Source organism: Vibrio sp. 2-2(8) (genome assembly GCF_963888495.1).
Classification (GTDB): Bacteria; Pseudomonadota; Gammaproteobacteria; order Enterobacterales; family Vibrionaceae; genus Vibrio; species Vibrio anguillarum.
Genome location: NZ_CAWPJM010000053.1, coordinates 188,503 through 215,448 on the forward strand (window position 1 = coordinate 188,503; position 26,946 = coordinate 215,448).

The following is a 26,946-nucleotide window of genomic DNA, read 5'->3' on the forward strand; positions in this document are numbered from 1 at the left end:
GTTTTATTGATTGAATGGCTTAAACAATCGACCAACTGTGAGTCATTGTGACACCTTTGCCTAACATTAAGCAGACAGAACAGTACTTTTCTAATGAATCGGTCGTCACTTTTTCAACGACATTGGGGTCAAGATCAACGCCTGATACGTCGAAATGGATATTGACTAGCGTAAAAATCCGCGGTGCGGTTTCACGGCGCTCAGCCGTCAATTTGGCGTTACATGCAGTGACCTGTTGATTGGCCGATTTTAAGCCATCAACCACATCCACAGAGCTACAACCTCCCGCGGCCATAAGAACCATCTCCATCGGACTAGGCGCGGTTGCACCACCACTGCCATCCATCACCACCGAATGACCAGATTGGGATTGGCCCAAGAACTTGAAATTTTCGACCCACTTTACTTCAGCTTGCATTATTTTTGCTCTCTTCTCTGTGCGATGAAACTACAGGTTATCGGTTGGAAAAATCACGCCCGTTTGGCGGCGTATTTCTGTCAATAATTTGGAAACGGTGAGTGAGCGTAATTTGCATTGCTCATCTATTGTCTTATTCTGTATCTGATCTGCAAATTTTTGTGCTTCGTAAAACATGCGGTTGGCGTGTTGCTCAATACTCAGATCTTGGGTTTGACCACTACGGTTAATTCTCGTGATGCGGTTGCAGGTAGAGATCATCTCAACGTGCAGTGCGGCCTCTTCACCTTGAATTTCGCTCGGCAAATAGGAGTCACTGGTTTTTGAATGCATTAATAGCACATCAAAACCGTCATATCCTAAGATCACACTGCCGTTACCATCAACCCCCGTCTCCAGTAAATGCGCTTGGGCTTGTACCGATTTAGGCTCACCAAACAGTTCAATGGCTGAGCCCAAACAGTAATAACCAATATCCATGATCGAACCATTAGAGAACTCGGGCAAAAAGGTATTGGGCATCTCACCCTTGAGATATTTAGGGTAACGAGAGGAATACTGGCAGTAGCTGAGCACCGCTTTACGGATAGCGCCAATCTGCGATAGCTCTTGTTTGAGAACGGAAAAATTGGGCAAATGTGGTGTTATAAAGGCCTCGAATAATACTACGCCATGCTGTTTGGCAACTTGATACATCTGCTGTGCTAATGAGAAATCAGAAGCCAGCGGCTTCTCACAGATAACATGTTTGCCCGCTTGCATCATTTGAATCGACTGTGGACCATGCAGTACATTCGGGCTGGCGATGTACACGGCATCCACATTGTCACTCTCACCTAGGCTCTTAAGGTCAGTAAACAAAGCAGGAGCATCGTATTTTTCGGCAAATTGTTTCGCCTTGTCCAGCGAACGGGAATAAACCGCTACTAGCTGAAATTCCCCCGTTTTTAATGCCCCTTCGATAAATTGGTCAGTAATCCAGTTGGTTCCAATAACGGCTAAGCGAATCATCATCATATCCTTTCATTATTTTCACCTATTATCTGGAGTTACTCCGCAGGAAGCAATGTTAACCTCACCACTTATTATTTTCAGGTGGCCATTATTTTCAGGTAACAAAAATAAAGAAAACCCCACTAAGCTCTCGCTTAGTGGGGTTCCAGTTCTTACTCGCAGCAATCCAGCTACTGATAAGTGCTCCCTGCATCAATTCCTTGATAGTCTGCTGATTCCCTCAGCGCATTCCCTTTCATCGCCTTCCTAGCGGTGTCCTTAACTCCGTCGTCCCGACAGATTTGTGCACTTTTCCTTTGCACCGTCCATTAACTTTCCTTGATAACCATCCTAGTTATTCAGCATCCAGCTAATGTCCTTCGCTATCCTTGCCGATCATTCTTCCTGAATTATCGAATCTTCGTCCTGAAGATGACCTATCCTTGGGTCTTTCCTGTTCCGTGTCCGCTTCCTGCTGACAACTTCAGATTACGGATTTCACTTTTTTCAGCAATCCCCCACCTGTTGTTTTTTCTCTACCAGAAAGACACAAAATGACAATTATCATTTAAATTCAAACAATTACAAAAATTCAATCTCTTTTTATTGCATAGCAAAACGTTAAAGTCTCACGATACGTGTAAGAGATCTCTCACAAACTTAATCCTATAATGGCCTATCACCTCGGCTAAGATGCTCGCACGAAATGAGATAGAGCTCTCACTCTAATACTGATTGGCACGGCTGAATTCTGTTTAGAAATGAGAATTGCTCTAGACTAAGTGTGAGAAAACTAGGATATTAATGTCGATCTTAATCACATATCTCCCTCGCTACTGAGGAAATGCAAGAAAATCGTCAGAGGAACAACACATGATTTCGAAATGGGCACAGCGCTTTTACCAAATGGCAGAACTTGTTGGCTCTTGGAGTAAAGATCCCTCCACGCAAGTCGGCGCAGTGATCACTAAGCAAAATCGCATCGTTTCGGTTGGATTTAACGGTTACCCACATGGTATTTCAGACAGTGCAGGCACCGATGATCGTGATATGAAATACCTCAAAACACTGCATGCTGAGGAAAATGCCATCCTATTCGCCAAGCGTGATTTGGATGGTTGCGAAATTTATGTGACACATTTTCCTTGCCCAAACTGTGCAGCAAAAATCATTCAAACTGGGATTTCCGCAGTGCACTGCCCAGAGCAAACAGAAGACTTTTTATCCCGTTGGGGTGATAAGATCAAAGTCAGCCAAGATATGTTTTTACAAGCGGGTGTTAAAGTAAACTGGCTACCGCTTAGTGATTTGAAATAATTAATCAATGGTCAAAAAAACCGCCCTGCCAAATTGGAAGGGCGGTTTTTTCTTTTAACGAGTTAGCGTGACAACTTTTACTGAAGCTGAATTTTCTTAATCATCCCAGCTTCAGCATGGCCGGGTATATTGCAGGCGAACTCAACATTGTTATCCCCATGGAAGTGCCATAACAGTTGTTTCGCTTTACCCGGTGCCACGGTGACGGTACTGCCACCATCATGTTTATGATTGCCCATTTGGCGCATCATTTCTCGGTGTTTTAGCTGCTCGTCGGCTGAACCAATCGAAAATTCGTGCTCAATTTTACCTGTGTTCATGACAACAAATTGCACCACGTCATTCGGTTCGATGTTGACCTCTTTTTTGAAGGTGATTTTCATTTCATCCGAGAGTAAAACATGCACCACTTTATCGGGTTTTGCTCCTTTAGCAGGCATGCCGACTTCTGACATGTCATCCATCGCCATGTTCATCGTGTCTGTTTGCTTCATCACCATGCTGCCATGATCCATTTTGCTATGGTCCATTTCAGCCATGACAGAAGAGGTGAATAACGCTAGTGAAAGTGTGATTAGTGTTTTTTTCATTTTGATTTTCCTTAAATTCATCCAGTGACTATTTATTTTCCGATTAGTGCTTAGCTTTTACTTTGCCAGCTGCACGCTATTTGAGTGTTGCGATTTCACGGTTTTTCCATAACTTGAATACCGCAGGTAGAACCAATAATGTGAGCAATAGTGCTGAAGCCATGCCTCCAATCATGGGGGCGGCAATGCGCTGCATTACCTCCGAACCAGTTCCCGTGCCATACATAATCGGGATCAGGCCAATAATAACTGTCAGTACCGTCATCATGACTGGGCGTACGCGCTGTCCTGCTCCTTCGCCAATAGCATTGATGAGATCTTGGCTGTCAATGACCGCACCATTTTCTTGCGCATCAATTTTTTTGTAGTGCCAAGCTTGGTTTAAATAAACCAGCATGATCACACCAATTTCTACCGCAACGCCTGAAAGTGCAATAAAGCCCACCCCCACGGCGATTGAAAAGTTGTAGCCAAGGTAGTGCATCAACCACACGCCACCCACCATCGCCAGCGGTAATGTCGCCATAATGATCAACACTTCTCCGATTCGCCGGAAACTGAAATAGAGTAGCAACATGATGATTGCGATCGTGATCGGTGCGACAACACTTAAGCGCGCTTTGGCTCGCTCCATGTATTCATATTGACCAGACCATACGAGAGAATATCCCGCTGGCAGCTGTAATTGCTCCGCTACCGCTTGTTGCACCTCTGCCACATATGAACCGAGATCGCGTCCATCAATATCGACAAAGACCCAGCCGTTTGGCCGTGCGTTTTCGGTTTTGATCATTGGCGGGCCGTCTTCGTAGCGAATATCAGCCACATCGGCCAAGGCCAAACGTGCACCGTTTTGAGTCACCAAAGGTAAGTTTTGCAGCTTCACTACCGAATCACGGTAATCTTGCGGGTAACGTACATTGATCGGGTAACGCTCTAACCCCTCAATGGTTTCCCCTACATTCATGCCCCCCACTGCGGTTGAAACCACTTGTTGCACATCTTTAATGCTTAACCCATAGCGCGCCGCTTGTAACCGATTGATGTCTATCGCTACATAACGTCCACCAGCCACACGTTCAGCATAAACCGATGCCGTGCCTTGAACGCGGTTAAGGATAGGTTCAAGTTGTGCACCGATGGTTTCAATCTGTTTGAGATCGGGACCCGCTATCTTGATACCAATCGGCGTTTTGATCCCTGTAGCTAACATATCGATGCGTGTTTTGATTGGCATCACCCACGCGTTGGTTAACCCCGGAAATTGCACTAAGCTGTCAAATTCCTTACGTAGCGATTCTGTGGTTACGCCTTCACGCCATTGATCGCGAGGTTTAAGTTGGATCACCGTTTCAATCATGGTTAAGGGCGCGGGATCGGTTGCGGTTTCTGCACGCCCCATTTTGCCCCACACGGTTTTGACCTCTGGTATGGTTTTGATGAGTTTATTGGTTTGCTGCAATAGCTCACGCGCCTTACCAATCGAGATCCCCGGATAGGTTGTCGGCATGTACATGAGATCGCCTTCATCTAATGGCGGAATAAACTCACTGCCTAATTTGCTCATTGGGTAATAAGCGGAAGCCATTAATGCCAAAGCCAATACAATCATGCTTTTGGGATAACGCAAACTCAGGTTGAGTAGTGGACGATAAAGTGCCACAAGCCCTTTATTGATAGGATTTTTGTGCTCGGAAATAATATTGCCACGCACAAAATAGCCCATAAGAACAGGGACGAGCGTGATCGCTAAACCTGCGGCGGCGGCCATGGCATAGGTTTTAGTAAACGCCAATGGCGAGAACATCTTGCCTTCTTGGCCTTCGAGTGCGAAGACGGGCACAAAACTTAACGTAATGATAAGTAGTGAGAAAAATAGTGGCGCACCGACTTCTTCAGCGGCTTTGCCAATCACCTGCCAGCGATTTTTGTCGGTCAGTGGGGTGCGTTCAATATGTTTATGCACATTTTCGATCATCACAATCGCCCCGTCGACCATAGCACCGATAGCAATGGCGATCCCCCCAAGTGACATGATGTTGGCATTGATACCTTGCCAGTGCATCACAATAAAAGCCGATAGAATGCCCACGGGCAAACTCAAAGCAATCACTAATGATGAGCGGATATGGAATAAAAACAGCGCACACACGACCGCAACGACAATGAACTCTTCTGCTAGCTTATGCCAAAGGTTTTCAACGGCTTGATTGATCAAGGTTGAACGATCATAAGTAGCGATAATTTCTACGCCTGTCGGTAAACTGCGTTGGAGATCAGTCAATTTCGCTTTGACGTCATCAATCACTTGGCTAGCATTTTCACCAAAACGCATCACGATCACACCTCCAACCGCTTCTCCTTCACCGTTAAACTCAGAAATACCACGACGCATTTGTGGGCCAAGGTTAATATCCGCCACATCACCTAACAATAATGGCGTTCCTTTGTCGGTCACTTTCAGTGGTAGCGCTTTAATGTCATCAATACTGGTCAGATAGCCACTGGTGCGTACCATGTGTTCGGCTTCCGCAACCTCAATCACTGACGCTCCCGACTCCTGGTTACCATTTTGGATCGCCGCATTGATTTGTTGCAAAGTCAGGTTATAAGCGCGTAGCTTTGCCGGATCAATTTGCACTTGATACTGCTTAACCATGCCGCCAACGGTAGCCACTTCGGAGACACCATTCACCGTTTGCAGCTCGTACTTCAAAAACCAATCTTGCAAACTGCGTAACTGCGCAAGATCGTGTTGGCCGGTTTTATCTTGCAGTACATAACTGTAGATCCAGCCAACCCCCGTCGCATCCGGCCCCAAGGTTGGTTTAGCATTGGGTGGCAGTTTTGGCGTCACTTGGCTTAGATATTCCAATACCCGCGAGCGAGCCCAATACATATCGGTTTTATCATCAAAGATGATGTAGACGTAGGAATCACCGAAGAATGAATAGCCACGGACCGTTTCTGCCCCCGGAACGGCAAGCATCGCCGTTGTGAGCGGGTAAGTGACCTGATCTTCCACTACCTGCGGCGCTTGGCCGGGATAGCTGGTTTTGATGATCACTTGCACATCTGAGAGATCCGGTAAAGCATCAACAGGCGTGTTCTTTACACTGTAAAGTCCGCCCAAAGTGAGAAACAGAGCCGCCACCAACACCAAAAAACGGTTATTGATCGACCAACGAATAATCGCACCAATCATTGTTGACCTCCTAACGTTTCTGCGGCGGTAATGTTCGTCTCACTACTTGCCTGCTCACTCGCTTCCAGTGCTTTTAGTACATATTCGTCACCCTGCTTTGCCACTAGAAATCGAACCCTTTGCCCTTCAGCAAATAAGCTGAGATCAGACTCCTCCTCAACCGTAAAGTTCATCTGCCCCGCTTGCCAGCCCCATTTGCTTACCGGTTTATAGTTAAGTGTGAGCATCCCAAAATCAGCCATAAGCGTACTGATGTCTCCCGTTAACCAAGCTTCATTGGCAGCTTCCACCCCATTAATACGTGATAAATCAGCACTTTGACTCGACTCTGAATCCAACAGAAAATGTGCCGACGTGACGACCGTGTCTTGCTCCGTTAACCCTTGTAAAACTTCAAGGCGCTCGCCTGCTTCGCGGCCAACTTCAACCCTTGCTGAACGGTATTTGCCATTTCCTTCAGCAAGTACGACGCGCGTCATGCCGCCCGAATGAATAACTGCTGATTTAGGAATAGTGAGCACCGCTTGTTGCGATACGGGCTGCAAAGCGATATTGGCGAACATGTTAGGCTTCAACTCCCCCTTCGGATTGAGAAATTTCAAACGCATACGCAGCGTTCGGGTTTTCGGATCCAAAATGGGATAGACGTAATCTATCTTCCCTTGCCACTCCTTGCCGGGAATAGCATCCAGTGTCATTGACGCTAAACTACCCGACGTAATCCAATGTGCTTGGCGCTCGAATACCTCAGCGTCAACCCACACTTCGTTTAAAGGGCCTGCGCTTATCACCGCTTGCGCTGGCGATAAGTATCCCCCTTCGCGAATATTCAAACTCGCAATCACCCCATCAGCAATGGCTTTGACCTCTATCGATTGAGTGGCTTTGCCTCGAGCGATAATCTGTTTGATCTGTGTACGATCAACACCCAGTGAAACCAAACGCTCGGTTGCACCTTTCAATAAACTTTCACGGCTGGCTCGATGGGCATTTAGCAGCTCCTCCTGCGCTTTAACCAGCTCCGGTGAGTAGAGCGTAAATAAGACATCGCCTTTACGAACCTGCTCTCCAACCGCATTAATGTTCAGTTTTTCAACCCAACCAGCAACGCGAACGTTCGTTTGCCACAATAAACTGTCATCAAACGCAATGTAACCCACTGTCTCAATGCGTGGAGATAACTGCGCAAACACCACGGGTTCCGTTTTCACACCCAAGTTATTTTCGACCGCAGCACTGATGGTCACCGTGCCACTCTTCTCTTGTGCTTGCGTCGGCGATTCGGTGTACACAGGGATGAGATCCATCCCCATCGGTGACTTGCCCGGTTTATCACGTTTATAGTTTGGGTCCATCGGCGCAACCCAATACAGCGGTTCAGACATCGCATTGGTTGAGTTCATTGCCTCCATACCATGACCAGACAGGTATTGATTGATGCTAAACCCCAGTAATCCACCTATCGCTAAGGAAAGTACGGCTATGTTTAATGATTTCATTGAATTCTCCTACTTTTCTACAGGCGTAAGTGTTTCTAAAGACGTAAGTGTTTCTAAAGACGTAAGTGAAGGGGCGCTAACTTGAAAATCGAACCCATTTAACAGATAAGCAAGGTTACTTTTGGTTAGATTTAAATCGGTCATTAGGCGCATTTGTTCTAATTGCAGCGCTAGTTCATCGCTGGCGGCACTGACGACATCATTAAACTGGGAGGTATTGTTTTCGTAGCCTCTCTCAACCGCTTGAGTGCGGGCTTTCGCTTGCGTTAATAAGGTGGTTTGATAGCGCGATAAACGCTGTTCGAGGTTCATTTTATCAACCAATAAGGCATTCACTTTGGCATTCATCTGCGCCAATAGAACATCGCGCTGTGATTTAGCCGCGCCCACTTGATATTGCGCCGCAGCGTGGTTTCTATCTTGGCGGCTCCCCGTAAACAGCGGGATATCCATGGTGAGATAAGCACTGACCATATCGGCTGCGGGTCCGCCTTGCATGCTGCTTGCCTGACGATAGGCGTACATCACTTCCAAACCAAACTGAGGTTGATAGGCCGTTTGTGCTATTTCGACTTGCGTTTGGTTGGTGTGAATTGCCGCTTCTGCCATGCCGACCATCGGGTGAGTGACCAATAAAGCATAGTGAGTGGTGCTGTCATTAATGGCCGCCAATTGCGCATCTAAACGGGACCAGTTCACTGACTCTTCAGCGGTTAACATAGGCTGTTCAACCAACCAAGCGCTACCTAACCATTCGGATAATTGCGACACAATGCGTTGCTGCATTTGTTGATTGGCTTGTAATTTTTCGTCCAACTTGGAAACTTGTAACTGCGCTTGCAGCAGATCTTGCGCTTCGCTTTGACCTAATGAATAGTTCGTTTCAATAAAACCAGCCAGCTCACGCATTAAGGTTTGGTTTGCCCGCACAATACGTTCAGCGCGTTGTTGGTAGCCTAACTCTAACCATAATTGAGTCATGCTGTTTGCCACTTCCAACTCACGTAAATCAACCTGAAGCGCAACGCCACTGGCTTGTTGCTTTGCTTTTTTCGCTTGTAATGCCAAGCTTGAACCCCGTTCAAACTGCTGCATTAAGCCCACAGAAATGTTAGTCATAGGATCTTCATCAAACTTAAAACTATCAATGGGCAAACCACCAAAGCCAACTTTGATCTTAGGATCCATCAGGGTTGAACTGGCCATTCCAGTTTCTTGTATTGCTTGAGATTGAGCAAAATATTGCTTGCGGACGGCATCATTCGATAATGCAGCGTCAATCAGCTGAGTTAATTGTTTTGCATGCGAATCTGGCTGAGCCATCGCGGCTTGTGGGGCTGCATTCACCATCAAGGGGAATGACAAAACGCCCACTATACTGATCGACCAAGCGATCACAGAGAGTTTAAGATTCACAATAAAATTCCATCTTTCATGCATCGCAAAAGGTTGAGATGCAACAGAGAGTCACGAACCTAGTTAAAGGCCGCACAAACACGCCATAGGCGTAATGAAAGAGAAATTAAACGATAGGGGGACGGTAAAGTGAGCGAGCTACCATCACAATGCCACGCGTTGCTTCTGTATTGATCAACAATAAAACCGCGTGAGGTGTGAAGGGTTGGTGTTCAGTGATAAAGAAAGCTAACGTGGTCATGCACATGACGCTGCAACAGGAATCAACACCTTGGTCGCTGTGATCGATACAATCGTTACTCATCGCTGATGACGTCATGTCACTTGCATCGGAATCATGGTGAGCGGCGCTCATATTTGAGCAGTGTTGCGGCGGGTTTGCATCGTCAGTCACTGAATGTGATACAGCCGAAATCGGTGACATTGTGATCGCCATTAAAGGTGCGCTAGACACTAAGCTTGAAGCAAGCAGCGTCATCATCACCAACATGGAAACCCAAATTGTATGCAGCGAAAGTTGCATATCCAATATCACTATCTGACTGAAAACTCCAACAGACTAAAGCTTGCCCTAGGGGTAAGGTCAATTAATTTAAATTTCGAAAATCGATAAAAATAGCGATTAGGCTATCTTCTCAAGAGTTCGCCACTTGCAGATCGCTAAAAATATCAAAAAGTTGCTTGGATTTATAAGGTTTGGGCAAATACGCATCCATGCCCGCGTCAAAGCAGCTTTTAATATCCTCCTCCAAAACGCTGGCGGTTAAGGCGATAATGGGTAATTTTTCAACGCCTTGCTCTTTTTCCCATTCGCGGATTTTCTTAGTCGCGGTTAAGCCATCCATCACTGGCATCATGCAGTCCATTAACACCGCAGCAAAATGACCACCTTGGGTGATGGCATCTACCGCTTCTTGCCCGTTGTTGGCCACCACATAACCAATACCTGCTTTTTCAAGGAAGAAGCTGGCGATTTTTTGGTTCATCAAATTGTCTTCAACGATCAAAATACGCTTATGATTACACTCTAAATAATCTAACTGGCTCTCCCCGACAGGCGTTAAAACAGTTTCTGTATCGGCCACTAACGCTTTGAGGGCACGTTCAAAACGCGTCCCTAAAAAAGGCAACGTGATACTTGCCTGCGCAAGATGAATTGCGTCTTTGTTGACGAACAAGTGATGCTGCAGAACCACTATTTTTGCACTTAAAAAATGCTCACGCAGCGCAATGAGATCCGATTGCACGCTGTGGCTTAAGCTTTGGCAATATAAAATACAGACGGCACTAAGCCCACTCTTGACTGCTTGTTCAACATCACGTGCTTCATTGAGTTGAATCCCCCATTGAACGCATTCACGCCGAATAGCGGATGAGTAGTTAGACATATTGGTAATTAACAACGCCTGCGTGGCAAGAGGCTCAACTTGCGGCTGATCTTCGGCAACCTCAATGGGAACGACAAATTCAAAGCAGCTACCTAAGCCTTTAGTGGACTGTACATGAATGTCACCCTGCATCAGATCAACTAATTGACGGCAGATAGCCAACCCTAACCCAGTCCCACCAAAACGACGGGTAATACTGCTATCTTCTTGAATAAATGGATCAAAAATCGTGTTCAACATCTCTTTATCGATGCCACTTCCCGTATCGGATACAGCAAAACGTATCGAGGTTATATCGCCCGTTTCTAAGGTTAAACCCGTGTTGACATAACCATCTTTGGTAAATTTCACCGCATTGGACAACAAATTCATCAAGACCTGCTTCAGACGATATTCATCCGCGATGATAAAACGAGGTAATGCGGGGTCGAGATAAATATTAAGCTCGATATGCTGGCTCAATGCTTTCGCGTTCACCAAGTTCACCGTGTCGTATACCAATTCAGCGAGTTCAAAGCGATGCGGAGCAAGCTCCAAGTTGCCTGATTCAATTTTAGATAAATCGAGAATATCGTTAATCAAGATCAGCAACGCTTGCGAAGAGGTATCAATATCGGCCAGGATTTCACGCTCATTCCCCGTAAACTCGCTGCGTGACAATATTTCAGTCATACCGATGATTCCATTAAGAGGCGTTCGGATCTCATGCGACATATTGGCTAAGAACGCGCTTTTGGCTCGATTAGCGGCAATTGCCGCTTCCTTTGTTTCCACCAAAGCACTCTCGTACTGTTGCTGTTTCTCAATAATATGGTTGAGATTGATTGTAAAGCGGGAAAACTCATCTTTGCCATCAATCGGGATCTGTTCAATGCCGTTCTGCTTTTCACGCAATCGACTCATGGTATTGATGATCCGCTTAAGCTTTGACGAGATGCGAGATGAGGTACTTGCTCCTAGCACAAACAGCAGCGCCAACACGGCCAACAGCGATGCCGATATACTTAACATACTCATTTTTTCTTGCTGGAGACGCACATTCAGTTGAGTCGATAAGTGTTGGTTGACACTTTGCACCAGTTTATCTATCGCCAAGTAACGCTCTTCCACATTTTTGACATAAGAAGCTAATGCTTGAGGATCAGCTTCATTACTAACGATTTTTTCGCGAATCAAGGCGGCTTGGCGAAATTCAGGTTGCGTAAACAACTGCACCAGTTGTTCGAGTTGAGCGCCGTTATCAATGATACGTTCGAAGTATTGTTGCTGGCGCTCAACAGCTTGAAAGTATTCTGTTTGTCGAGATTGAAACACCTCTTGATCCATGGTTAATTCTTTGATTAACCACGCCTCTTTTTGCACCCAAAATGCAAACCAATGCAGGTCGCTATACACCAGATCCAAGGTATGGATATCAACAGGCGCAAGAAAACTGTTGGTTTTTTGCAGATCGGCCATCACTTCATACAAAAGATTAAATACTTGGCGGCCTAATTCTAGGGTCTCGCTTTGTGAGGCCGACGGCAACTCATCCAACAAATGGTGAAGGTCAAGCACACGGTTTTCTATCAATGTACGGTTGCTTTTACTCCCAAAATGACTATTTGTAGAACCTGTATCCAGCACAATTTTATCCAGCGATTCAGCTAGCTCCTGCTTGAGCTGCGGCCAAGAGTCCTCGCTATTTTCGCTGCGCAGCTGCGCACTGAGCAAGGTATAAAAAAGGGCTGAACTGGTGGTGACCTGATTGATTGCTCCAATCTTTTGGTTCAACACATGGTATGTGTCTAAACGGCTTTCAAATGGGGGGAATAGACGCCATGCCACAACCAGAATAACCAGTGTTGGTATGAGGCAGAGTAAGAACAAGCGTGCCTTAATTGAGAAGTGGGTAAGTATTACCATTGTTATCATCCTTGGAAGTAATACATCCTAACCAATGGTTAAATAGTAGACGTTATTTTATGCGTCTGCGCTCTTATTAAGATAAAACCAGCGCAGTAACGAAAGCATTGCGCGTCACGATTCATCCAATAAGCGTGATGGTGAATTAGTCGAAAACTCACCACATTTTAAGATAACAATTTGAATCTAATCTCATTTTTATGAAAAAGAAAAACCATTCCACATCAAATATTTGAAGCAGACCATTATCATCACAAAATAAGTCGCGACTTTAGAATTTGTCAATATCTCTAACCACCGCCAAAAACCACTCAATACGCTGATTTTTACCTAGTTTTCAGTAAAAAATGTCGTCATTATTTTTGCTAGCAGAATAACCATTCCACATTTACAATCCGGCCACATAAAAACAACAATAAACATCGACTTGTATCTCAGCACAGATGACCGTGCAAGATACGCGTTCACCAGCCCTACACTGTGAACATTACTGCTTAACATAACGTGAAAGGTCCCAAGTCAATATGAGCCCAGAGAAACATCTCTCAGACTGGCAAGCCAGCCAAACGATTGCTGAATCTATGTCTCCCCTCATCGGTCAGCTTTATCGCCAACAAGGTGTTGAAGTGGTTTTATTTGGAAAAACACTCATCAACGCCACCACCATTGATATCATCAAAGCACATCGTGTTGTCCGTCGCTACACGGGCGAGGCGCTTTCAACCCAGCAAACGATGCCGATTTTACAAAAGTTGACCACGCTTGCTCTGTCGCCATGTCGTATCGACATTGGCCAACTTGCTCATCAATTTTGGCAACAACATGATGATGAACATGGCTTTGAGGATTACCTGCTAACGGCGCTTAATGGTGCGTTGAATGGTGAAACACTCAGTGAACCTAAGGATGTGGTGCTGTACGGTTTTGGTCGTATTGGTCGCTTGCTGACTCGTCTTTTGATAGAAAAAAGTGGCCCGGGCTATCCACTGCGCTTGCGAGCGATTGTCGTTCGTGGGGGTAAAGCAGGAGATTTAGAAAAACGGGCAAGCTTGCTACGCCGTGACTCAGTTCATGGCCAGTTTAACGGCAGCATCATCATCGATGAGGCTCGCAAGGCCATTATTGCCAACGGCAATTATATCCAAATCATCTACGCCAATAAGCCACAAGAGGTTGATTATTCACACTATGGTATTCATAACGCGTTAGTGGTCGACAATACTGGTGTCTGGCGTGATAGCGAAGGGCTTAGCCAACACTTGAACTGTCAAGGGGCAAGTAAAGTGCTGCTGACAGCACCCGGCAAAGGTGAGATTAAAAATATCGTGTTCGGCGTAAACCACGCCGATATTCAGCCCGAAGACACCATTATCTCAGCCGCCAGTTGCACCACCAACGCTATCACACCTGTATTGAAAGCGATTCATGATCAATATGGCGTACTTTCTGGCCATATCGAAACGGTGCACTCTTTTACCAATGACCAAAACCTTATCGACAATTTCCATTCAGGTGAACGACGTGGCCGCAGCGCATCGCTCAACATGGTGTTAACCTCAACGGGTGCCGCCAAAGCGGTTGCAAAAGCGTTACCTGAACTCGCGGGTAAGTTAACCGGTAATGCAATTCGTGTCCCCACGCCAAATGTGTCGATGGCCGTGGCTAACCTCAACTTAGCCAATGCAGTGAATAAGCAAGATCTCAACGCATATCTACGTGACATGGCGCTTAGCTCGCCACTTTCAGCGCAGATTGATTACACCGACTCAACAGAAATTGTCTCAAGTGATTTGGTTGGCTCTCGCCATGCTGGCGTGGTTGATGGTGCAGCGACGATCGCTCAAGACAACCGCTGCGTGCTCTACATTTGGTATGACAATGAATTTGGCTACAGCGGCCAAGTTGTACATTGTATGGAGCAGATGATGGGCGTTCGTTACCGAACTTTCCCAACTACCGCCCAGTAAACGGATTAATATTGTTTTTATCTCCACAACATAATAATAGTGAGTGTTTATCTCACCTCCCCCTGCTTGCCGCCTTTTGATATAAGGCGGCTTTTTTATGAAGTGATCAGTTCAATGAGACTTCAACGTCCGAAACTAATCTGCTCGAACACGCTAAGGCATAGCCTTGTTCACGCAGCGCCTTCTAGTCATTCAAAGCCTAAGGTTGCAAAATATTTATCAAGTTTCGATGAGTAATGCTGGTGCAGTTGGTCCGATATAAATTTCTTTCACACCCAATGCGAGTAGCGTCAGATCGATAACGATCGCCTTTTGTTCAAACCAAGAAAGAACTAATGTCAGTGGGAGTTCATTCATACCACGAACAAAGACACCAAAATGACTCAAAATTTGAACTACCTGTCAGAGTCCCAATATTATTGGGGGAATGAACGTCGTCCATACAACTCCAAAAATTAGAGACACAACATTCATGTTGGATTCATCTTGGCTGCGTTAACCTAGCTTCAATTCAGAAAGAGGTACAGGTTATGAATAGATTTATTGTGACTACATTTGCGCTGGTTGTAGGGTTTTTCGCGTTGATGCTGAGTTTGCTGCTCGCCATTCCTCTCGCTATTGCGGCGATCATCACTGGCAAACGTATAGAAAAGCAGCTCAAGCGCCACACCTTTACGTCAAAAAGCGGCTACGTTATTGAAGGTGAATATGAAGAAAAAACTCAAGCACACTATCGATGAACAACCCTATTAGCACTCTTTCATTGGCACGGCGAAACTCATTAGAAGCGGGAGGCATTTCCTCCCGTTTTTTGGGTATTAGCTAAAGAGTCATGACGACACGGATGGCAAGCGCAATCAGTACTACGCCCGACAAACGGTCAATCAATACGGCACGCGCGCGCAGTTTATCGAGTAATATTGGGCTAGAAAGAATTAAGGTGATGAACGTATACCAAAGCCCGTCCACTAAAAATGGTGTTAACACAATAATAGCTTTGCTGCTCAGTTCGTTGCCGATGGCGACAAATTGACTGAATAACGCGATGAAAAATAGCGCGATTTTAGGACTAAGCAGAGAAATCAATAATCCCTCTTTAGCCGACTGCCACACACTGACCGTCTCACCCGATTCTAATTTAGCCGCCACGCCCCCTTTTGAACGTAATGCATTGATACCCAAATAGGCCAAATACAACGCGCCTGCATAGCCTACTGTCTTAAACAGTAAGGGGGATTGATGCAGTACAACCGCTAAGCCAATTAAGGTAATGAAGGCATAGACACCAATACCAAATGCGTGCGCCCACGCCGTTGCAAACCCATTTTTACGCCCACCAGCGAGGCTATGTTTGGCCACCATCGCTAGGCTTGGCCCTGGCGACATCGCGCCTAAAATACAAATGGTAAATAGTGATAACCAAACGGTGAATGTCATGGATTTCTCGCTGTTGTTTCGGTGATTTAAGGTAATGACGATAACGAAATGACTCGCATAACGCTACCTGAATGTGGCGCTGCCCAAACGGCCTGATGTTGCAGGTGAGCCGTTGCACCCAATGGGCATAGGCAAACTGAGATAGATGCATATTATTTCGCTTCAGCGTATGCTAACCGCCAGAACGATATTTGGGAACGGAAGCCGTGAATAAGTTAAAACAAGAGATCACCTTGCTGTCTGGTATTGGACAACTTTCCACCACTTTAATGGGAACAGGGCTATTTATGATCCCAGCGATTGCCGCTGGTATTGCAGGTGAGCTCTCACTGTGGGCATGGCTACTGCTGTTTGTGGCGATTTGCCCGATTGCACTGACGTTTGCCGCTCTGGGTAAGCGTTACCCTAACGCCGGCGGAACCGCCTACTTTGTCCGCCAAGCTTTTAACGCTAAGTTGGAACGCTCGGTTGCTTGGCTTTTTGTCAGCGTGATCCCTGTCGGCGTTCCGGCCGCTGTCGCATTGGCGGCAGGCTTTGCTCAACAACTCCTCCCTGCGCCACTGAACTCGGCGATGATGGCGCAAGTATTAACCGTACTGTTGCTGATTGCGGTCAATTTGGCGGGCACCAAATCTTCCGGGCAGTTACAAACCGTTATTGCGCTGAGCATTTTCGTATTAGTTGGTGCTTTTTTCTGGATAGGCGATGTTGGTGCTGCAGATTTAACCATGCCCGCACTCAGCACGGACAGTATTTGGCCGATTGGCGCCGCACTCGGAGTGATGTTCTGGTGTTTCGTCGGGATTGAAGCGTTCGCTCATATGGGAGAAGAGTTTAAAAACCCACAGCGCGATTTTCCGATCGCGATCATTGTCGGCTGCTTTGTGGCTGGAATCACCTATTGGGCATGCTCGGTGGTCATCCTTAAATTTGGTGCGTATGGCAGCGCAGAATTTGATAGCACCTCCATTCCTTGGCTGAGCGAACAAATTTTTGGTAGCAGTTTGGCAACGGTGATAAGCCTTATCGGCTTTTTTGCATGCTTTGCGAGCATCAATTTATACACGCAAAGCTTATCTCGCATGGTGTGGGCACAAGCAAGGCAATATCGACCAGAAAGCGCAATCGCCAGAATTTCAATCCGCGGCGTCCCAGCCAATGCAACCATTGCTGTTGGAGTTGTATTAATGGCTTCTTGCCTGCTTGGTGAATGGTCTGGTCTTAATCTGGAATTTTTCCTAAAACTTGCGAATGGAATCTTTGTCTTAGTTTATCTGTTAGCGATGTTCGCCGCTTATAAATTGCTCAGTGGCATCAACAAACTGTTGGCGGCGATTTCGTTGATCCTCTGCACTGCGGTATTTATCTGCTTAGGCTGGTCAATGCTGTATGCTCTGACTATCTTCATTTTGCTCTCTTTACCTTGGCAACGTTTGGCAAGAAAAAGTCAGCCGAAGCAAGAGCTTTAACTTATCGCTTACCTTGCGGTATTGCCGTGCCCACTTAAGTGGGCATCATTCTGCAAATAAAAAATTTTGCCGAAATAAAAGGCTCTCAGTATAGAGAGCCTAAAAAATAGCAAGGAGAGGATATTAAATTTAAGTGCGGATGTGCTTAATCGCGCTATTTAACTCATCGACATTACGTTGCAAATCAACAACGACAGGCCCGAGTTGATTGATGGCAACGTTCATATCACCCGAAAGGGCTTTAATGTTACTGAGATTGCTGGAAATTTCGTCGCTCACAGCCAATTGCTCTTCTGTCGCAGCCGATATCGACGTATTCAATTTATGGATCTCAATCGCCGATCCTTGGATGGTACCAAGCGCTTCGTTCGCCACCGACATATTAGAGCGCGTTGACTGCATTTTATCAGCACTCACCCGGATCGTTTTGGTCGATTGTTCTGCTTTCTCTTGCAGCATCGAAATCATGCTTTCGATCTCACCCGTCGATTGTTGAGTTCGTTGGGCAAGTGAGCGTACTTCATCCGCTACCACCGCAAAACCGCGACCTTGCTCACCCGCACGAGCAGCCTCTATCGCCGCGTTCAACGCCAGTAGGTTGGTTTGTTCAGCAATCGCTTTAATCACATCAAGCACATTACCAACGTTATTAGACTCATTCGCAAGTTGCTGGATGATCTCGGATGTTTTGGTAAATTCACCCTCTAATTCACCGAATTCATGGGTCGTTTTATCAAAGACCTGTTTACTGGTACTGGCTTCTTTTTCCGCGCTGCCCGCATACTCTTCTGCCATGGTGGTGCTTTCCGCCACGCTAGAGAGCGCCGATGTCATCTCTTCCATCGCCGTCGCCGCCATTTCAAGTTCTTGATTTTGCTGATTCGCCACTTTGACGTTTTGTTTGGTGACATCGCTTATCGTTTCAGAGATGGCCGAAATGGTATGGTTTACTTGGTTTATTTTACTAATGGTGGTGGCATAACTACCAAGCACCTTATTAATGGTGCCGCCGATTATACCCAGTTCGTTGTGGCTGTTATCGTCAACTCGCAAAGTCAAATCAGAATTTTTGTCTACTTGTTGTAGCAATTTAGCCATGGTATCAATCGGCTTCACTACTTTTCGGTTAACAATGGCATACCCAATAATGGCAATAACAAAAACGCTAATTAAGGAGATATTACCAATCAATACCGTACTTTTTACTTTCTGCGCCGCATCCATGAATTGTTTATTGGTTCGATTTTCTAATTCAATAAAGAACTTATCGATCGGAGCCATGATTTTGGCTTTCTCTTGATGGTATTCATTACTGTGTAAGAGAGAAATCGCCATATTACGGTCTGGCTCTTTTCTAACGGTGTAGTTGCCATTGCTATCAGGGTAAAGCCCCTTAACAGCATTCATCGCTTTGACTTCCATGTTCACTAAGCCATCTGAATTAGCTTGAGCTTCTTTGAGCAAACTAAACTCTTGCGGAGTAAAACCAAGATCCGTCATCATTTGGTTGAGAGATATATTTTTACCGTCTGCTTTAGGTTTTTGTCCATATTGCAACATAAGGTCCCAATATATCGTGTGATAGTTCTGCGGGCGAGGTTTCTTACCATTACGAATATCAAGAATATCCATGTACATTTTTTCATACTTTTCATCGCCACTGACCACATAAGTTCGGCCCAACCGAGTTAAATCATCAGAGCTTTGACGAAGCTCATCGGCCGCTTGGTAAGATTGATAACGAACTTGAGCCATATTATCAACTTGTTGCATCAGCCCATTGAGCTGCAATACCGTCACAACACTAATGACAATACCAATACCGATGACAGCAAACACGAGCTTCATGGTGTTGTTGATATTCATAAAAGTATCCTTCTTCATTTATCAACGAAATTATTTCTGTTTATTCATTATTATTATTGCTTTTAGCATAGGATGAGAATGGCCAAAATGTCGAATTTTACGCCACAATTATTACGTCAACTTTAAGTACTATCATGCTTCAACTTATTTTTCAGTCGGTACTGGCAACTGAGCCAATACCTCTTTAGCCGCTTCAAAATCAAAATCTTCAATCGCATGCATCAAACTTTTCTTTTGCTCGTCAGACCATAAATTGCATTGTTTAATTTGGTGGATCATATGAATCGCATCAGCATCGTAGTTTTCAACACATTGCACTAATTGTTGGTAGAGCAACGCAATATCACGGTGCTCTTGCTGCGGATGTAATTGTGTCTGCTCCCAATCTCTTAGCTCATCCAACAAAGTAGACATCAACTTTGATACCGTGTTGAGATCTTGAATGGCGGGTTTCGTATGTCGCTGTACTACCCCTTCCATCTCGTTGGCTAGCTGCGCAATAGGCTCAATCCCTAGATTAGCCGCTGAACCTTTTAGGGTGTGCATCACTCGCTCTGCCTCTTCCCACTGCCCCTTATCAATCAATTTAGGGAATTGCGCTATTTCTTGCTGCTGGCTGGCAAGGAAGTGATCCAATATTTCAAAGTATCGCTGCGCATTGCCACCAATTCGGAAAATCGCTTGCTCCACATCAATACCCGTCAATTCTGGGTAGCCAGTGCTCGGTTTCACTTGATTCGGTAATACCGTAGAGGGTACTGGCGTGGTTTCATCCGCCTTTAAATATTTGCGTAGTACGTGGTACAAGCGCTGTACATCAATTGGTTTCGCCACATGATCATTCATACCTGCATTTAAACAGTGCTCGACATCTGAAGACATCGCATTGGCGGTCATTGCAACAATCGGTAGCGTTTTCCACTCCTCATGTTGGCGGATCTCTTTCGTCGCACTGATACCATCCATAATGGGCATCTGCATATCCATCAGCACTAAATCAAAAGCTTCTTGCTGCAATTTCGTCAAAGCTTCTTGTCCATTATTAGCAAGAACAATGCTCAATTGAGTACTTTCTAACAGGCCGAAAGCCACCTCTTGGTTCACTTCGTTATCTTCTACCAAAAGCACTTTTTGCCCAATAAATGTTGGCCTTGTATCATGATCAAGATACTCATGGCTCTGCCTTAATTGCTCGATGCCGTAGCTGTCCATAATGGCATCAAGGAGATTTGATGGGTTCACAGGTTTCACAATCAAGGCATCGACTAATTTACTGTTTTCTCCCACCAAGGAAATTTCTCGGCCGTAAGCCGTAACGAGGAATCGTTTAGTGTTATCAAAAACACCCAATGGTTTCATTCTCTGCAGCAACTCTATGCCATTCATACCCGGCATATTCCAATCAATAAACAGCATATCAAAATGCGTATTGCGAATTTCATCTAGCGCCTCAAAACCGTTACTGACTGACTTCGCTTCAAAATGCATCGCATTGAGCAACGTCATTAAAATATTGCGTGCCGAGTCATTATCATCGACTACCAACGCACGTTTGCCTGCTAGAGCGCTGAGTGGCTTAGCGATATCGCGCATTTTGGCTTCTTGCAGGCCACACTCAACCGTGAATTCAAAGGTGGATCCTGACCCTTCTTCACTGCGAACTTGAATGTCGCCACCCATCAATCCGACTAGCTGTTTACTGATGCTAAGCCCCAAGCCCGTGCCTCCATATTGGCGAGTAATGCTATTATCAGCTTGAGAAAATGCAGAGAATAGAGTGGCTACGTTAGATTCAGCAATGCCAATACCTGTATCAGAAACGGTAAACTTCAAGGTCACGTTGGCGTCGTTTTGCCCCACGACTCGTGCCGAAACGATGATCTCCCCTTGTTCGGTAAATTTCACCGCATTGCCACATAAGTTAACGAGAACTTGCCCCAAACGCAGCGGGTCGCCCACCAAGCCCACTGGAATATGTGGATCGATATCTAATAAAAACTCGATGTTTTTCTCTTGGGCTTTTAGCGAAATCAAGGTGGTGAGGTTATCCAATACCTCATCAAGGCTAAAATCAATGTGCTCAACATTCAGCTTGCCCGCCTCTATTTTGGAAAAATCCAAAATGTCGTTAATGATGCCAAGCAAGTTTTTCGCCGATTCATTAATCCGTGAAATGTATTTTTGTTGCGTAGGATTGAGCTCGGTATTGAGTGCTAGATGGGCCATGCCCAAAATGGCATTCATTGGTGTACGGATCTCGTGGCTCATGTTCGCAAGGAAATCGCCTTTGGCTTGGCTCATGGCATCCGCGGTCTCTTTAGCTTCTCTTAACTGCTCTTCCATCTGCTTGCGATCGGTTAAATCAAGCAAAATTCCAACAATTCCAGAGACTTCACCGCGATTATTTTGGAAAGAAGCTTCGTATACCAACATCTCTCTTTTGTGGTGTGAAGCGTCATAGAGAGACAATTCGTAATCTTGCGAAGACTGCTCCTCTCCAAGCCTTTTATGTACTTGGGCAAAAATGGTCGCCGTTTCATTTTGAAAGATATCTTGCGGCGATTTACCGATAATTTGCTCGGCCGACAGGCCAACTAAATCCATAAACTTAGCGTTAATGGTGAGATACGTACCCGAGGCCGACAAGCAATACATGGGGTTCGGCGTCGCATCGAGGATCTCTTGATTCAGTTGAGATTGTTCGAGTACTTTCTGCTCGGCTCGTCGCTGAATTTCAATGTTTTGGCTCAATTGAATACTGACCGATAAGTCATCCAACATTTGCGATAACCACTGGAATTGCAAACTCGACAACGACCCGATAGTACCCAGCTCGAGTAAAGCGACAGGATGCTGATTGACGTGCAGCGGCAAATAATACACTTCGTTAATGACTAACTTGCCACCGTTAAATTCAATGTGACAGTTGCCATCGAGTGCTTTCATCGCATAGGGCTGACCGCTGAGCAACACACTGAGCTGCGTCGATGATGGATCGGTGTATTCTCTGGCCGAATGCTCACCATAACCCACCCCAGCCACTCGTTTTAATACGCCCTCTTGATAGATGTACATGCCAACCATTTCCAAAGGAAATTGATGCAGTAAGAATTGCGTAACTTCATTACACAAACGGTCCGTAGAATCGTTTTTGCGCAGGATGATATTGAAATCTTTAAGTAAAGTATTTTGGCTAAGCTGCTCAGCGATATGATGAAACACCACATTCAAACTGTCGATAAAATGTTGCAGCTCTGCATAGGCGGTTTGAGTGATCGTAAAAGCGTAATCTTCCCGTTTGACTTGAGTCACAACCGTTTTGAGTAGCTGACTTAACGGATTGATGTAAAGACGCCACAGCAGAACAAAGGAGGCGATGATCACGCTGAGTAAGGTTAATACTAACGCCAAGTTTATCCATTCATAACGCAGCGCTTCGCTATCGGCACGTTGAATGTTTTGCTCCATGCGTTGCATGATCGATTGATGCGCAGAACCAATCGCCTGCATAATTTTCGCCTTTTCCGCGAAGTATTGGTCACCATAGAGAATAGCCCGAGCCAATTCCAGATCCGGCTCACCTGTGTCGACAAATTCGCCTTGGCTATTCTTTTTCCATCCTTTGATGGCCATGAAGGCTTCTCTTTCGAGTGACACCAGTGAATCAGACAAAGTAAGCGCATTTTTGAGCTCTAAAAACTCCACCGATTCAATGCCCGAAAGACGCATTCTATCGAGTAACGAAGGGTTGTCTGGTGCGCCACCCAGTGAGCGGGCAAGTAGTTTGTTTTGTGCAACGACATCCCAAAATTCGTACTCATTCCCTTTCGGTAACGGCACAGAACCATTTCTGACGCTCAGCACATAATTAAAAAGGTTGAGCCACTTTTCATCGCCAGTCGAAGCGTAGGCTCGAGCAAATTTGGTTAAGTGATCTGAGCTCTGCTTCAACTCTTGTGACAGACGATAGAAACGGTAAAGTTCGTCGTTCAGTTGTCGGCTCTCAGTTCTCAGAGCGGCCACTTTGTCGGTGATACTAAACATCGCAATGGAACATAATCCCATAGCAATAAATAAGACGGTGAATAAAGTTCGGATGGATCGCATGTGAAGCGCCTTCTTAATAATTTTCTCACTCTACTAACGCTGAGATTAGCTATAGTTATTGATAAGTTTAGACTTAAACCCAACCTTCGCCGCTCAATTGCTATTTTTTATTAGGAAAGACTCATGCCCATCGAAAACTTGGACAATTGTACCGTGTTAATAGTCGATGATTCGCCAGATAACCTTGCATTTATGTCACAGGGGTTGGCTAACCGATATCATGTCAAGGCCGCTAAATCAGGCCCGATGGCGCTCAGTATCTTAGACAAGTTTTCTATTGACCTAGTGTTGCTCGATATTGTTATGCCGGAAATGTCAGGTTTTGAAGTCATACAAAAGATCATGGCAAACCCTAACACCCAAGACATCCCTGTGATTTTTCTGACCGCAAAAGATAACCCTGAAGATCAAAAACTAGGCTTTGAGTTAGGTGCGGTTGACTATGTATACAAACCCGTAAGCGTACCGTTGCTAAGAGCCAGAGTAGATACTCACCTGCAAAACAAAATTTCAAAAGACATACTGAAGAACCAAAATGGCTACTTGGAAAAAGAGGTGATCAAACGTTCAAATGAATTGGATAAAATGCAAGACGCGGTCGTGTATGCTCTCGCCAGCCTCGCTGAAACCAGAGACCCAGATACTGGTAACCATATCCTGCGAACACAACATTACGTCAAAGCGTTAGCCGAGCAACTGGCTAAGCTGCCAAAATATCAACAAAAGCTAACGCCGAATGTTATTAATACCTACTTTAAAGCCGCCCCTTTACACGATATTGGTAAAGTGGGCATCGCCGACAACATACTATTAAAACCAGGAAAACTGGACAGTGATGAGTTTGAGATCATGAAAGGCCATGCCAGCTTAGGGCTCCGTGCGCTAGAAAAAGCGGAAAAGATGTCAGGCGCGAAAAATGACCTTATCGATATGGCGAAAGAGATCGCCCATGGGCACCATGAAAAATGGGATGGCTCTGGCTATCCTAACGGTTTACAAGGTGATGCTATACCACTCAGCGCACGGTTAATGGCTGTCGCTGATGTTTATGACGCTCTGATTTGCCGACGCATCTATAAGGAGCCGATGCCTCACGCCGATGCGAAAGGGATTATTTTGGACGGAAGAGGAAGCCATTTTGACCCAGAAGTCATTGATGCCTTCTTGGCAATAGAAGAGCGCTTTATTTCGATTGCCCATGAATACGCCGACGATTGATATCTTGGTAAGCAACGTATTATTAAACAAAAAGATAAACGTATGAAGGTAACCTTTCGCCCCGCAAGTGACAGCGATTATCAATTTGCTTTTGATCTAAAAAAAGTCGCAGAAATGGATGGTATTACGGCGATATTTGGCTGGGATGAAGAGTTGCAGCAAGTGCTGCATCGCCAAGAATGGCATTCTGGTCTACCAACGATCATCTGCGCTGATGGCCAACCGATTGGCACTTATTTACTGCAGAGCAAGCATGAAACGCTTTACTTCTCGCGCTTTTTTATTCTGCCTGATTTTCAAAATAGAGGAGTGGGTAGCCAAGTATTACAACTGGTCGTCAACCAAGCCAATCTGACTCAATACCCTTGTAAGCTCTGTTATTTGCAAGGTAGCCCCGTCGGTGCTTTGTATCAGCGATTTGGGTTTACGCACTACCAAATGGACGATGAGTTTTCTCATATGCATTTCATTCCAACGCCCAAAGGCCAATAGCTCAGTACCCTTTGTGCTATCTTAAATTAAGGTTAGCGATCGGCAAACAGCCTACGCGGCGAGAAAATAAGCTTCATCATTAACGCCAACCCACCTGTAGCACAACAAAATGGTTACATTTGTTTATTCATATTCATTACTTATTGAATAAAATGCGTGAGCAATCTCTGATTAATGTCGTTTCATTTATAGGGTAAATGGTTGTGTGAACAAGGTTTCATCTTTTTTTAACGTTACGTTAGACAATATTTTCATTAACACCTTTGGATAGGAAACAGATATGTTGTATTTGGAATTTTTATTCCTGCTATTAATGCTCTATATAGGCTCACGCTACGGTGGTATTGGCCTTGGTGTGGTTTCTGGTATTGGCTTGGTCATTGAAGTTTTTGTCTTCAAAATGCCACCCACATCACCACCGATCACCGTCATGTTGATCATTCTTGCCGTTGTCACCTGTGCTTCAATACTCGAAGCGGCTGGCGGATTGAAATACATGCTGCAAGTGGCAGAACGTTTACTGCGTAAGAACCCGAAAAATGTCACTTTGATTGCACCGTTCGTCACTTACGCAATGACGTTTATGCTGGGTACTGGCCATGCGGTGTATTCCATCATGCCGATCATTGGTGATGTGGCATTGAAAAATGGGATCCGTCCTGAACGTCCAATGGCTGCGTCTTCTGTTGCTTCGCAAATCGCGATTACCGCTTCCCCAATCTCAGCGGCCGTTGTCTACTACCTTGCTCAATTGTCGAATATTCAACACGAGATCACCTTGCTCTCTATTTTGCTGGTCACTGTACCTGCGACCTTATTCGGTACGCTGTTGATGTCTTTGTACAGCTTACGCCGTGGGAAAGAACTAGATGATGATCCTGAGTATCAAGAACGTCTGCAAGATCCAGTGTGGAAAGAGAAAATCCTAAACACAACCGCGACAACGCTGAATGAAACGTTACCCGCGGCAGCGCGTAATTCTGTGTTGATTTTCATTGGTGCGATATTAACCATAGTCGTGCTAGCGATGGTGCCAGAAACACGCACTATTGTTGAAGGCAGTAAACCGATCAGTATGGCGGTGGTTATCCAGATGATGATGCTCTGCTTTGGCGGTATCATTTTACTGGCAACCAAAACCGACCCACGAGATGTACCAAACGGTGTGGTATTCAAATCAGGTATGGTAGCGGCAATTGCCATCTTCGGTATCGCTTGGATGTCGGATACCTATTTCCAATACGCGATGCCGCAGTTTAAATCAGGCATTGTTGAGATGGTTACCGACCATCACTGGACCTTCGCGCTTGCACTATTCATTGTTTCTGTTGTGGTGAACTCACAAGCCGCAGTAGCGGTGATGATGTTACCTGTAGGCCTCGGGCTAGGTTTAGAACCTGCGCTACTAGTAGGCTTAATGCCCGCACTGTACGGATACTTCTTCATTCCAAACTATCCGTCAGATATTGCAACGGTCAACTTTGATACCACAGGAACCACCAAAATCGGTAAGTACTACTTCAACCACTCGTTCATGTCCGTCGGTTTAATTGGCGTCGTGAGTGCGTGCTGTTTAGGTTATGTGCTGAGCCAAATCATCATTGGTTAACCCACTGTAAATGCCCCAGACTGATACAGCGCTGGAGTGTGTTTACTGCT

General features: G+C 45.4%; 18 protein-coding genes and 1 pseudogene. 7 read left to right on the plus strand and 12 right to left on the minus strand.

Going from position 1 to position 26,946, the window contains the following annotated elements; translation table 11 throughout:
* Window positions 1–19: 19 nt before the first annotated feature.
* Together AACV12_RS16295 and AACV12_RS16300 are read right to left on the minus strand one after the other, a co-directional pair.
* Window positions 20–418, minus strand: a complete 399-nt coding sequence (locus AACV12_RS16295; protein ID WP_170900927.1) for an OsmC family protein — start codon at window positions 416–418, stop codon at window positions 20–22.
* A 30-nt stretch (window positions 419–448) separates the two neighbouring features.
* Window positions 449–1,435, minus strand: a complete 987-nt coding sequence (locus AACV12_RS16300) for a Gfo/Idh/MocA family protein (RefSeq protein ID WP_170900929.1) — start codon at window positions 1,433–1,435, stop codon at window positions 449–451.
* Window positions 1,436–2,284: 849 nt separating this feature from the next.
* Here AACV12_RS16300 and AACV12_RS16305 point away from each other — a divergent pair.
* Window positions 2,285–2,728 carry a dCMP deaminase family protein gene (locus AACV12_RS16305; RefSeq protein ID WP_010319355.1) on the plus strand — a complete coding sequence of 148 codons (444 nt, stop codon included), beginning with the start codon at window positions 2,285–2,287 and terminating at the stop codon, window positions 2,726–2,728.
* A 77-nt stretch (window positions 2,729–2,805) separates the two neighbouring features.
* Here the strand turns inward: AACV12_RS16305 and copI are convergent, their stop codons facing one another.
* The 6 genes from copI to AACV12_RS16335 form a co-directional block, all read right to left on the minus strand.
* The gene (copI, locus tag AACV12_RS16310; RefSeq protein ID WP_339377085.1) at window positions 2,806–3,318 is read right to left on the minus strand and encodes a copper-resistant cuproprotein CopI; all 513 of its coding nucleotides are present in this window, start codon (window positions 3,316–3,318) and stop codon (window positions 2,806–2,808) included.
* Window positions 3,319–3,394: 76 nt separating this feature from the next.
* Window positions 3,395–6,523 carry an efflux RND transporter permease subunit gene (locus AACV12_RS16315; RefSeq protein WP_170900934.1) on the minus strand — a complete coding sequence of 1,043 codons (3,129 nt, stop codon included), beginning with the start codon at window positions 6,521–6,523 and terminating at the stop codon, window positions 3,395–3,397.
* A complete protein-coding gene (locus tag AACV12_RS16320; RefSeq protein ID WP_170900936.1) occupies window positions 6,520–8,022 on the minus strand; it encodes an efflux RND transporter periplasmic adaptor subunit in 1,503 nt (500 codons plus the stop codon). Before AACV12_RS16320 ends, AACV12_RS16315 begins: the two co-directional genes overlap by 4 nt.
* A gap of 9 nt (window positions 8,023–8,031) precedes the next feature.
* The gene (locus AACV12_RS16325) at window positions 8,032–9,462 is read right to left on the minus strand and encodes a TolC family protein (protein ID WP_170900938.1); all 1,431 of its coding nucleotides are present in this window, start codon (window positions 9,460–9,462) and stop codon (window positions 8,032–8,034) included.
* An 82-nt stretch (window positions 9,463–9,544) separates the two neighbouring features.
* On the minus strand, window positions 9,545–9,961 hold the full coding sequence (locus tag AACV12_RS16330; RefSeq protein WP_040122740.1) for a hypothetical protein: 417 nt from the start codon (window positions 9,959–9,961) through the stop codon (window positions 9,545–9,547).
* 112 nt (window positions 9,962–10,073) lie between these two features.
* A complete protein-coding gene (locus AACV12_RS16335; protein ID WP_170900940.1) occupies window positions 10,074–12,740 on the minus strand; it encodes an ATP-binding protein in 2,667 nt (888 codons plus the stop codon).
* A 515-nt stretch (window positions 12,741–13,255) separates the two neighbouring features.
* Here AACV12_RS16335 and AACV12_RS16340 point away from each other — a divergent pair.
* Window positions 13,256–14,698: a glyceraldehyde-3-phosphate dehydrogenase gene (locus AACV12_RS16340; protein WP_170900942.1), complete on the plus strand. Its 1,443-nt coding sequence runs from the start codon at window positions 13,256–13,258 to the stop codon at window positions 14,696–14,698.
* A gap of 225 nt (window positions 14,699–14,923) precedes the next feature.
* On the opposite strand, the pseudogene AACV12_RS16345 reads toward AACV12_RS16340, so the two are convergent.
* Window positions 14,924–15,058: pseudogene (locus AACV12_RS16345) on the minus strand (hydroxylamine reductase); the annotation flags it as partial.
* Window positions 15,059–15,228: 170 nt separating this feature from the next.
* Between AACV12_RS16345 and AACV12_RS16350 the strand changes: the two are divergent.
* Window positions 15,229–15,438, plus strand: a complete 210-nt coding sequence (locus tag AACV12_RS16350) for a hypothetical protein (protein ID WP_017045072.1) — start codon at window positions 15,229–15,231, stop codon at window positions 15,436–15,438.
* A gap of 82 nt (window positions 15,439–15,520) precedes the next feature.
* On the opposite strand, the gene AACV12_RS16355 is transcribed toward AACV12_RS16350, so the two are convergent.
* Window positions 15,521–16,135 (minus strand): LysE family translocator, encoded by a 615-nt coding sequence (locus AACV12_RS16355; protein ID WP_013868407.1) that lies wholly within the window; start codon window positions 16,133–16,135, stop codon window positions 15,521–15,523.
* 191 nt (window positions 16,136–16,326) lie between these two features.
* Between AACV12_RS16355 and yjeH the strand changes: the two genes are divergently transcribed.
* Window positions 16,327–17,604, plus strand: a complete 1,278-nt coding sequence (gene yjeH, locus AACV12_RS16360; protein ID WP_019282631.1) for an L-methionine/branched-chain amino acid transporter — start codon at window positions 16,327–16,329, stop codon at window positions 17,602–17,604.
* Between the two features lie 129 nt (window positions 17,605–17,733).
* On the opposite strand, the gene AACV12_RS16365 is transcribed toward yjeH, so the two are convergent.
* Both AACV12_RS16365 and AACV12_RS16370 read right to left on the minus strand, forming a co-directional pair.
* Window positions 17,734–19,470 carry a methyl-accepting chemotaxis protein gene (locus AACV12_RS16365; RefSeq protein WP_170900944.1) on the minus strand — a complete coding sequence of 579 codons (1,737 nt, stop codon included), beginning with the start codon at window positions 19,468–19,470 and terminating at the stop codon, window positions 17,734–17,736.
* A 144-nt stretch (window positions 19,471–19,614) separates the two neighbouring features.
* A complete protein-coding gene (locus AACV12_RS16370; RefSeq protein WP_170900946.1) occupies window positions 19,615–23,577 on the minus strand; it encodes a response regulator in 3,963 nt (1,320 codons plus the stop codon).
* A gap of 123 nt (window positions 23,578–23,700) precedes the next feature.
* Between AACV12_RS16370 and AACV12_RS16375 the strand changes: the two genes are divergently transcribed.
* The 3 genes from AACV12_RS16375 (at window position 23,701) to AACV12_RS16385 (ending at window position 26,896) form a co-directional block, all read left to right on the plus strand.
* Complete coding sequence (locus tag AACV12_RS16375; RefSeq protein WP_013868403.1) at window positions 23,701–24,795, plus strand: response regulator; 1,095 nt, start codon at window positions 23,701–23,703, stop codon at window positions 24,793–24,795.
* 42 nt (window positions 24,796–24,837) lie between these two features.
* Complete coding sequence (locus tag AACV12_RS16380; protein ID WP_013868402.1) at window positions 24,838–25,287, plus strand: GNAT family N-acetyltransferase; 450 nt, start codon at window positions 24,838–24,840, stop codon at window positions 25,285–25,287.
* Between the two features lie 280 nt (window positions 25,288–25,567).
* Window positions 25,568–26,896, plus strand: a complete 1,329-nt coding sequence (locus AACV12_RS16385) for an anaerobic C4-dicarboxylate transporter (protein ID WP_013868401.1) — start codon at window positions 25,568–25,570, stop codon at window positions 26,894–26,896.
* The last annotated feature ends 50 nt before the right edge of the window (window positions 26,897–26,946 follow it).